Source organism: Ewingella americana ATCC 33852 (assembly GCF_000735345.1).
Lineage (GTDB): Bacteria > Pseudomonadota > Gammaproteobacteria > Enterobacterales > Enterobacteriaceae > Ewingella > Ewingella americana.
This window is the reverse complement of sequence record NZ_JMPJ01000065.1, coordinates 281,886-290,709: the sequence shown is the minus strand read 5'-3', so window position 1 is coordinate 290,709 and position 8,824 is coordinate 281,886. Positions and strand designations below refer to the sequence as shown.

The window sequence follows — 8,824 nt, the reverse complement described above, 5'->3', positions numbered from 1 at the left end:
TTTATCCTTGCGCGTCTTCCGCTGACGACGTGAATTTATAGCCTTTTCCCCAGACGGTCAGGATGCGCTCTGGCTCCGCCGGGTTGCTTTCAATCTTGATACGCAGCCGGTTGATATGGGTGTTCACCGTGTGTTCATAGCCTTCATGCTGATAGCCCCACACCTGATTGAGCAGGCTCAGGCGCGAGAACACCTTGCCGGGATTTTTGGCGAAGAAGTAAAGCAGATCGAACTCGCGCGGCGTCAGTTCTACCGGCTGCTGGTTCAACGCCACTTCGCGGGCAATCGGGTCAATGACCAGCCCGGAGAAGCTCAGAGTTCCGGCGTCCATCTTCATATTGCGGCTCATGGCTTCCTGACGGCGGAACAGCGCTTTGACCCGCGCCACCAACTCCAGCATAGAGAAGGGTTTCGCCAAATAGTCGTCGGCACCCAGTTCCAGCCCCAACACGCGATGCACTTCGCTGGAACGGGCGCTGATGATGATGATCGGCGTGTAGCGCGTCATGTTGCGGGCGCGGCGGCAAATCTCCAGTCCGTCAACGCCGGGCAGCATCAGGTCCAGAATCAGCGCGTCCCAGCCGCCTTTCTCTAAATGCGCGACGCCCAGATTGCCATCGGCGGCGTGAGTTATTTCATAGCCTTCATCGCGTAAATGCAGATTGAGCAGCTCGGCGATGTTGCTGTCGTCTTCCACGATCAAAATCTTTTTGGGTTTTTCCATCTCTGTCGAGCCTGCGGGGAGGGGAGGGTATGAGTAGCAGTCTACACAAGCGGCTTACTCAGAGTTATCACATTTTATTTAACTTTGCGTGAGGTCTTGGGGAACAAATCCGCTCAATACTGGCTTCATCGACAGGGCGAGTGAGAAACAAAAAATGACACTACATACCGACTTCTCACCGCAGAGTGAGCCGCAGCAAAACAAGGCCAAGACAGAGATTGTCCACCCATTGTGGCTGCGTCTGTGCCACTGGCTGAATGCGCTGGCGGTGCTGATTATGGTCACCAGCGGCTGGCAAATTTATAACGCCTCGCCACTGTTTGATTTTGAATTTTCCCGCAGCCTGACCCTCGGCGGCTGGCTGGGAGGCGGCTTACAGTGGCACTTCGCCGGAATGTGGCTGTTTGGTTTTAACGGCGTGTTTTACCTGCTGATGAATATTGTCACTGGCCGGATGAAACGCAAATTCTGGCCGCTGACCCCAAGGGGCGTGCTGCGAGACTTAAGCGCGGCGCTGCGCGGCAAGCTGGCTCACGCCGATTTGCGCCACTACAACATGGTGCAGCGCGCGGCCTATGTCTTCGTCATGCTCGACGGCATCGTGCTGGTGCTGTCAGGGCTGGTGGTGTGGAAGTCGGTGCAGTTTCCCCTGCTCAGAGAGTTGTTAGGGGGGGTTGACACGGCCCGCGTGGTGCATTTTTTCGCGATGGCTTCGCTGGTGGGATTTGTTGCCGTGCATTTGGTGATGGTGGCGCTGGTGCCGAAAACGCTGCTGGCGATGCTGCGCGGACGCTGAGGAAAGGTCATGAAGAACATTTTTAAAAAGAGCATCAATCAGATTTTCACGCCTTCAGACACTCAGGTCATCGTGCAGGAGGCGCAGAAGCAGATTATTCGCCACCTCGACGCCCCATCGCGCCGTCGCTTCTTGCAGCAAGGGCTGACGCTGGGCGGCATGGCGATGCTGACCGGCTGCGATATCAGTGATAACGCCGGGGTTGAGAAAGCCTTGAACACCGTCTCCACCTTTAATGACCGAGTGCAGGGCTGGCTGTTTGGCTCTACCCGGCTGGCCCCGGTTTATGCCGAATCGATGATAACCCGACCTTTCCCGTTCAACGCGTTTTACGCCGAGGACGACGCCCCCGAGGTAGATGGCAATACCTATCGCCTGAAAATCGCCGGGCTGGCGCTGGATAAACGCGAATGGTCACTGGCGACGCTGTACAAAATGGCACAGGTCAGTCAGATCACTCGCCACATCTGTGTCGAAGGCTGGAGCGCAATTGGTAAATGGGGCGGCGTGCCGTTTGGCGATTTCCTGCGACTGATTGGCGCTGACCTGACGGCGGAATATGTCAGCTTCAAGTGTGCTGACGAGTACTACACCAGTATCGACATGGCAACCGCGCTGCACCCGCAGACCCTGCTGGCACTGACTTACGACGGGCAAATCCTGCCGCGTAAATACGGTTTCCCGATGAAATTGCGTATGCCAACCAAGCTTGGCTACAAGAATCCAAAGCATATCGAAGTGATTGAAATTACCAATAAGTTCACCGGAGGTTATTGGGAGGATCAAGGCTACAACTGGTACGGCGGGAGTTAAAAAAAGGCCTATTTTATTTGCCATTTTGAACCCGGGCAGTGCTCACTTTTTTTGGATGAATTGGCTCACGTACTACGTGTACGCTCCGGTTTTTCCGCGCTGGCCGTGTCCAAACTGGCTGCAACAATAACGGCCTTCGGCCCGAGTTAATTAATAAGAAGTTGAACGTGAACCTTACCTGCACAACTGTGCAACTACTTTAAAAAAAGGAAATACCATGAAAAAGCTGATGACTGTTCTGATGTTCTCTACCGTAATGATGGGCTTCGCTGGCGTGACTCAGGCTGCTGACTCTATGTCTAAAGACACCATGGGCAAGATGTCCCACGACTGCATGAAGAAAGACAGCATGGGTAAAGACACTATGGGTAAAGATTCGATGGGTAAAGACTGTATGTCTAAAGATCACATGAAAAAAGACAGCATGGGTAAGGATTCCATGAGCAAAGATTCTATGAGTAAAGATGGCATGAAGAAAGACGCGATGAGCCAGTAAGTCCGCGTCTAACGTGATACCGCTCTCCTGTGTCTGAGCGTTTCATCTCAGCCCGCCGTTCCCCGGCGGGCTTGGCTTTTTACTTCTTCGCTAAACCTTGCTTATCCAGCCATTCGCCCCACACTTCCAAAGCTTTATTCAGATTCGCTCGACCAAAGCCAATACGCAGAAAATCTTCTGAAACGGCTGTTAATTCAGATGCATAAGTCACGGATGGAATGGTCATCACGCCGGTTTCCTCCACCAGACGCGTAGCGAAACGCTCCGCGCCCTCCGGCCCTTTATAACGCACGAAGGCCAGCACTCCAGCCTTCGGAGGAGCCAGCTCGAAAAGCTGCGGATAGCGCGCCAAAAAGTCGGTCAATTGGCCTAGCTGCTCGTGGGAGCGTTGCATCACGCGTTGCAAAATGGCCTCGCGGGCATTGAGCGCGATAGTGGTCAGCATCTCGCCCGGTAGGGAGTTGCAGATGGATAAATACTGCTTCATGCGTTCCAGCTTCAACAGCCATTCCGCATCCTGACAGGCCACCCAGCCAATGCGCAGGCCGGGCAAGCCATAGGCTTTTGAAGTGACATTCAGAGAAATGCCGCGCTCATAAATGTCCGCCACCTGCGGCAGGCGGTCGGCGACATCAAACTCGGTCAGCCGATAAACTTCGTCAGAAAACAGCCAGATACCGCGCTCGCGGCACAGCTCAACCAGCTCGTCTAGCTGCTGGCGGCTGATTAGCGCGCCGGTCGGATTATGCGGGAAGTTAATCACCAGCGCCTTGGTGTTAGGGCGCAAAGCCGCTCGAACCTCCGCCACGTCCAGCGCCCAGCCTTGGTCGGCATTCAGCGCCACGCCGCTCACCGCGCAGCGCGACATCGCCACGCTCTCCAAAGACTGGTAGTTCGGCGTGACAACAATGGCGTGATCGTCGGCGTCCAGCAGCGCGTGGAAGCTGGCGTAAATCGCCTCATCGGCACCGGCAAAACTAATAATGTTTTCCGCCGTGGCGTGGTCATACGTCGAGGCAATTGCCTCAAGCAACTCAGGCGTACCGCGCAATGGCGGGTAGTCGAGAATGGCGTCAAGCACCGGCTGGCGATGTTGCTCCCCGGCAAGGGCGAACAGCTGCTCGATGCTCATGGACTCAGGGTAAGAAGAGGAGAGCGGGAAACGCACCGCGTGCTCCAGCTTCGACAAATAGGAGATCAAACGGAAATCTTGTGGAAAGCGCGACATGGCGTACCTGCAAGGATGTTGGACCGTGTTTAACGGCGAGGTTTAGCGGCGATAACCTTGGCCGAAGCGGCGCTCGAGTCGGCTTTGGATCAGCTCGAACACAATAGACATAATCCAGTAAATCGCGGCGGCGGTAGCCAGCATTTCCATATAGCGATAGGTGCTGCGCCCATAAGACTGCGCGAGGAAATTCAGCTCCCACAGGCCCATTAGCGACACCAGCGACGAGTCTTTCAGCATGGAAATAAACATCGAACCGGCAGGCGGAATGATGATGCGCAGGGCCTGTGGCGCGGTGACGTGTACCGCGACGGTCCACGGCGACAGCCCGAGCGCCATCGCGGCCTCTTTCTGTCCGCGCGGCACGGACAGCACGCCGCTGCGAATGGTTTCCGCCAGATAGGCACCGTAGTTCAGCGACAGCGCGATAATCCCCGAGCTGAGCGCGCCCAGCACAATTCCGGCCTGTGGCAGCGCCAGATAGATGATTAACACCTGCACCAGCAGCGGGGTGCCGCGAAACAGCGAGGCGTAGAAAGTCGCGCAGCCAAAAGCCACGGCGTTATCCGACATGCGCCCTAAAGCGGTGATCAACCCCAATAATAGGCAGAAAAACATCGAACAAGCGGTGATCAGCAGAGTCAGCGCCGCGCCCTGAATAAAACCATCCGGCGACAGGCGAAGGCCGAGCAGGAACGGCAGCTTCTGCTCAATCAAATCCCACTGAAGCCCCATTTTGCCAAACAGGCTGAACAGCAGGCTAAGCAGCACCAGCCAGGTGATCAGCGTTTTGATTTTGAAGGCGCGCGGCGTGGCCGACAGGCTGGCATCGGCCAGCGCCGGGTTAGACTTTTCCGCCACAATAGGTTTCACATCCGGGAGCTGCGCCATCCGTTACGGCTCCTCTTTGGTGATGTCTTCGCCCAGCCAGTGCTGAGAAATCTTCGCCAAAGTGCCGTCGTCGCGTAGTGATTTTATGGTGTCCGCCACTTTCTTATCCCACTCAGGATCGCCCTTATCGGTGGCGACCCAGTTAGGCTCGGCGTACAGCTCGGTGACGATTTTGAACAGGTCAGGGTTACGTTTGATACGCGAATTGGCGGTAGCAAGGTCGGACACGATGGCATCCAGACGCACGCCCGGCCCCAAGGCTAAGTTCTGGAAAGCCACTTCTTCGTCACTCGGAATGGCCTGAACATTATTGAAGGGGAAGTCGATGGGCTTCGCGCCGGGGATAACCAACGTTTTTTGCAGGTAAGTTTCGTAGCTGGAACCCATGCCGATGCCGACTTTTTTATTGCTCAGGTCGGCGGCTGACTTGATGCGATCATCTTTCTTATTCACTACCAGCACCGCCGGTGAGCTGTAATAAGGCGTCGGGAAGTCGAGCACCTTGGCGCGCTCGGTGTTTGGCGTCATTGAGCAAATACAGGTATCCCAGCGTCCGCGCCAGTTGCCGCCAATAATGGTTTCCCAGCCCGGCGCGGTGATTTCAGCTTTCACACCCATGCGTTCAGCCACGGCTTTGGCGACATCCACGTCAAAGCCCGCCAGCTGGTTGTTGTCATCAATAAAACCGAATGGCGGGTAGTCATTAACAATCACGTTTCGCAGCACGCCGGTTTTGGTGACGCGGTCTAATGTCGCGCCAGCATGGGTAACAGCGGAGAACAGCGTGGTGGCAAGCAGAGTGGCAACAAGAGCGGGTAGGCGCATGGGCGTGGCTTTCCTTACATAACCTGATTGAACGAATGTTAATGGAATGTCAGATTACGTTTTGGACGTATAGATGTCCAGTTTCAAATAATGCTGTTGTTTCCCGGCTCATGGATAAGTGGGCTGCACGCCCCAAAAAGAGGCAATGGTATTATAAAGGTGCGTTACTCTTAATCGTCGGAAAATGAAGATTCCCCATAGGCTTTCCCTAAGCTAAATAGTGGCCCACCTGACGTTAAAAGAATTTTAAAAAGCGTCTAAAAGTATTGGAAAAATCACTTTAAAGCCGCTTTGCATAAATTTTTCTTATTTCTACGCCGCAAATAGTCAGAATTCCCGCCCTTGCTCACCGGCTGGCATGCTCCTTGCTCATGTTCTTAATTAAATACATCTCAAAAGAAGATTTTTAATTAGGGGTCACACCATGCCATTGCAGATGCTTCCAAAAATAACTAAGCCCGCGCTGATTATCGTGGATATGCAAAACGATTTTATTCGTCAGGGCGCGCCCTTTGAAGTGCCGGGCGGGCGGGAAACTATCGCGCCGCAGCAGCGCCTGCTCCAGCATTTTCGAGACAACGGCTATCCGGTGATCTTCCTGCAATGGGTCAGCGTGGAAAACGACGCGTGGCGCAGGCTGGAGAGCAAATTCAGCTGGACCTCCTTCCTCGACGAGCAGACCAAAGCCTGCCGCGTAGGGCACCTGCGCCGCTATGAAGACAGTGAGGCCGAAGTGGATTGCGCAGGCATCATCGCCGAACTCGCACCTATCGACGGTGAAATCATCGTGCAGAAGCACGGCTTTGGCGGCTTCTATGACACCACGCTGCAACAGCATCTCTCTGAACTGGGTGTCGACACGCTGGTGGTCACCGGCGTGGTGGCCGAGTGCTGCGTCGAAGACACCGTGCGCGAGGCGCTGTATCACCATTACACCTCAATCGTGGTCTCCGACGCCGTGGAGTCCATGAGCCCATCGCGCAAAATAGAATGTTTGGCCGTGCTGGATGAGAACTATGGCTGGGTCGCCGAGTCGGGCGAGGTGATTGATTATTTAAGCTCCGCCAGCGCCTACTAAAGCTTTTACAACTTGCTCGTTAACTTCATAAAAACAAAGAAAACACAGGAGTCGCACCATGCTTTCCTATTTCAGCATTCACAACATCATGGTTAATATCCCGCTCGGCAAAGATGGCTATCAATTATCTTGGATCGAGGCGATCGGCACGCTGTTTGGCTTGATCAATATCTGGCTCGCCAGCCGCGAGAAGACCATCAACTATCTGTTTGGCCTGTTAAACGTCACCCTGTTTACGGCGATCTTTTTCCAAATTCAGCTTTACGCCAGCATGATGCTGCAAGTGTTCTTCTTCGTCGCCAACGTGGTCGGCTGGGTGATTTGGTACAAAGATGACAAAAAAGAGGCGCCGGCGATCAAGATCCGCTGGATGTCGCTCAACAGCTTTGTGGTGACGGCGGTGGTCAGCGTGCTGTTTATCCTGCTGATGACATTCAACATTGACGGGATCTTCTCATGGCTGACCGGCGTCGCCTTCGCGCTGCTGTCAAAAATGGGCGTCAACGCCGCCGCGCCGCAGCTGCTGCCGGACGCCTGGCCGCTGGCGGATTCCACTATTCTGGTGCTGTCTATCGTGGCGACGGTTTTGATGATCAAGAAGTATGTGGAGAACTGGATCATCTGGTGCGCGCTGGATGTCATCAGCGTGGCGCTCTACGCGGTGCAAGGGGTGTATGTGATGTCGATTGAGTACGCGATCCTGATTGGTATCGCGGCATTCGGCTCATGGTCGTGGATCAAGGCGGCGAAAGAGCACGGCTCGCGGCCGCTGCGGCCGGCCTCTTCAAGCCCGCTCGCCGAGGGGCTGGTTTCCGAGAAAGTTTGAGCATTCTATAAAAAAACAAAACCCGCCAACTGGCGGGTTTTTTAATATTAGCGGGAAGAGGAAGATCACTCCGCCGCTTTTTTGTCGCCTTTGATCAGCTTGCGCGCGGCGGCTAATGCGTCATTGTCCGGCGTCGCGGGTTTGGCTTTATTCAAGGCGCTACTCAACTTGGAGCGACCCCAAAGATCAAAGCCGTCGTCTTCTTGCAAATGGTCGAAGATCGAAGGAGTTGGCTGCTTTTTATTGCTCATCGGCTATCTCTATATAGTGCGAAATTCCTGCCAGCATAGCTGCTAACGGGCTTAATCGATAATGATCACTTCAGTCAGATTTTCCATCTTCTTCAGTTCATCCTCGGGAATGCCCGGATCGGTAATGAAGTAATCGATATCTGACCAATCGCAGAACTGGAATAAGCCAGAGCTGCTAAATTTAGTGCTGTCGCTAACCACCACCCGAAGGCGGGCGCTTTTCACCATTGCGGATTTGATTTCCGCCTCTTCATACGACGCCGTGCAGGGGCCGTTGCGGTGTTTGAGGCCGTCGCTGCCCAAAAATACAATGTCGGCGTTGATCGACTGGAAGGCATTTACGCCCCACATGCCGACAGTCGCTAGACTGCTGGGTCTGAATTTCCCCCCTACCAAAAAAATATCATTGTCCGTGCCGCTCAGTGGCTGAACGATATTAATGGCGTTGGAAATAATGGTCAGGCGGCTTTTCATCACCAGCGCTTTGGCCACGCACTGCACGGTACTGCCAGTGTCGAGGATCACCACCCCTTTTTCCGGGATCAGTTGCGCGGCAATCTGGGCAATTTTATCTTTCGTTTCAAGGTACTCGGTATTTTTTCTGGCCAGAGGTTGCTCTATAGCCAAGATATTCCCAGAGGCAATGGCTCCGCCGTGACCTTTGGTTGCGATCCCTTTCTTATCAAGATAGATCAGATCCTTACGGATCGTCTCGGTGGAAACCGCAAACATTTCCGCAATTTTCCCAACCTTAACGCTGCCTTCGGATATCAATATCTGCGCGAGTTTGTTGCGCCTTTCAATCGTCAAAGAGTTAGCCATTCTAGCTACCTTTTAAAAGTGTCTGACAAAGAAATTCATATAAATTCAATATATTCAGATGCTTATTTTAATTG

At 53.9% G+C, this 8,824-nt stretch carries 11 protein-coding genes; 5 read left to right on the top strand and 6 right to left on the bottom strand.

All coding sequences use genetic code 11. The features are described 5' to 3' along the window. Position 1: 1 nt before the first annotated feature. Entirely contained in the window at positions 2 to 724 is a 723-nt protein-coding gene (locus GEAM_RS15740) for a response regulator transcription factor (RefSeq protein ID WP_034793240.1), read from the bottom strand. Positions 725 to 878: 154 nt separating this feature from the next. Here GEAM_RS15740 and GEAM_RS15735 point away from each other — a divergent pair, with 154 nt between their 5' ends. The 3 genes from GEAM_RS15735 (at position 879) to GEAM_RS15725 (ending at position 2,829) form a co-directional block, all read left to right on the top strand. Continuing rightward, positions 879 to 1,520, top strand: coding sequence for a cytochrome b/b6 domain-containing protein (locus tag GEAM_RS15735; protein ID WP_084674135.1), 642 nt, complete (start codon positions 879 to 881; stop codon positions 1,518 to 1,520). 9 nt (positions 1,521 to 1,529) lie between these two features. Next, on the top strand, positions 1,530 to 2,333 hold the full coding sequence (locus GEAM_RS15730) for a molybdopterin-dependent oxidoreductase (protein WP_034793237.1): 804 nt from the start codon (positions 1,530 to 1,532) through the stop codon (positions 2,331 to 2,333). A gap of 217 nt (positions 2,334 to 2,550) precedes the next feature. After that, positions 2,551 to 2,829, top strand: a complete 279-nt coding sequence (locus tag GEAM_RS15725; protein ID WP_034793234.1) for a pentapeptide MXKDX repeat protein — start codon at positions 2,551 to 2,553, stop codon at positions 2,827 to 2,829. 79 nt (positions 2,830 to 2,908) lie between these two features. Here GEAM_RS15725 and GEAM_RS15720 read toward each other — a convergent pair whose 3' ends face one another. Genes GEAM_RS15720 through GEAM_RS15710 form a run of 3 tightly spaced genes read right to left on the bottom strand, consistent with a single transcriptional unit; the run spans position 2,909 to position 5,773 of the window. Then, positions 2,909 to 4,057: an aminotransferase class I/II-fold pyridoxal phosphate-dependent enzyme gene (locus GEAM_RS15720; protein WP_034793231.1), complete on the bottom strand. Its 1,149-nt coding sequence runs from the start codon at positions 4,055 to 4,057 to the stop codon at positions 2,909 to 2,911. Positions 4,058 to 4,099: 42 nt separating this feature from the next. After that, a complete protein-coding gene (locus GEAM_RS15715; protein WP_034793230.1) occupies positions 4,100 to 4,948 on the bottom strand; it encodes an amino acid ABC transporter permease in 849 nt (282 codons plus the stop codon). A 3-nt stretch (positions 4,949 to 4,951) separates the two neighbouring features. Beyond that, a complete protein-coding gene (locus GEAM_RS15710) occupies positions 4,952 to 5,773 on the bottom strand; it encodes a transporter substrate-binding domain-containing protein (RefSeq protein ID WP_034793227.1) in 822 nt (273 codons plus the stop codon). A gap of 424 nt (positions 5,774 to 6,197) precedes the next feature. On the opposite strand from GEAM_RS15710, the gene GEAM_RS22415 reads away from it, so the two are divergent. Both GEAM_RS22415 and pnuC read left to right on the top strand, forming a co-directional pair. Continuing rightward, the gene (locus tag GEAM_RS22415) at positions 6,198 to 6,851 is read left to right on the top strand and encodes a cysteine hydrolase family protein (protein WP_051899545.1); all 654 of its coding nucleotides are present in this window, start codon (positions 6,198 to 6,200) and stop codon (positions 6,849 to 6,851) included. 58 nt (positions 6,852 to 6,909) lie between these two features. Next, positions 6,910 to 7,677: a nicotinamide riboside transporter PnuC gene (gene pnuC, locus GEAM_RS15700; RefSeq protein ID WP_051899544.1), complete on the top strand. Its 768-nt coding sequence runs from the start codon at positions 6,910 to 6,912 to the stop codon at positions 7,675 to 7,677. Positions 7,678 to 7,742: 65 nt separating this feature from the next. Here pnuC and GEAM_RS15695 read toward each other — a convergent pair whose 3' ends face one another. Beyond that, complete coding sequence (locus tag GEAM_RS15695; protein ID WP_034793223.1) at positions 7,743 to 7,928, bottom strand: hypothetical protein; 186 nt, start codon at positions 7,926 to 7,928, stop codon at positions 7,743 to 7,745. Positions 7,929 to 7,979: 51 nt separating this feature from the next. Beyond that, the gene (locus GEAM_RS15690; RefSeq protein WP_034793220.1) at positions 7,980 to 8,750 is read right to left on the bottom strand and encodes a DeoR/GlpR family DNA-binding transcription regulator; all 771 of its coding nucleotides are present in this window, start codon (positions 8,748 to 8,750) and stop codon (positions 7,980 to 7,982) included. Between the last annotated feature and the right edge of the window lie 74 nt (positions 8,751 to 8,824).